Origin of the sequence: Achromobacter sp. SIMBA_011 (genome assembly GCF_046535435.1) — a bacterium.
GTDB lineage: Bacteria > Pseudomonadota > Gammaproteobacteria > Burkholderiales > Burkholderiaceae_B > Achromobacter > Achromobacter dolens.
This window is the reverse complement of sequence record NZ_JAWRWN010000549.1, coordinates 1-268: the sequence shown is the minus strand read 5'-3', so window position 1 is coordinate 268 and position 268 is coordinate 1. Positions and strand designations below refer to the sequence as shown.

The window sequence follows — 268 nt, the reverse complement described above, 5'->3', positions numbered from 1 at the left end:
CGCGACGCTGCGCGCGCGCCGCGAGCACGGCGCGCTCACGATCGTCACGGATTTCGGCTTCGCGACCTACTGGCTGATGCCGCGCCTCGCGGGCCTGAAGCACGTGATGCCGGACGTCGACGTGCGGGTCGTCACGTCACAGGATTACGACGCGCAGCGCGACCACGCCGACATCGCGATCCTGTTCGGCGACGGTCACTGGCCGTCGTGCACGGCCGCCCGGCTCTTTCCCGAATCCGTCACGCCCGTCTGCTCGCCCGCGTTCCGC

General features: G+C 70.9%; 1 protein-coding gene. It reads left to right on the top strand.

Features of this window, described 5'->3' with window-relative positions; genetic code table 11:
• Positions 1-268: LysR substrate-binding domain-containing protein (locus tag SB816_RS32095; RefSeq protein WP_410548256.1), on the top strand; the 268-nt coding region annotated here is incomplete at both ends.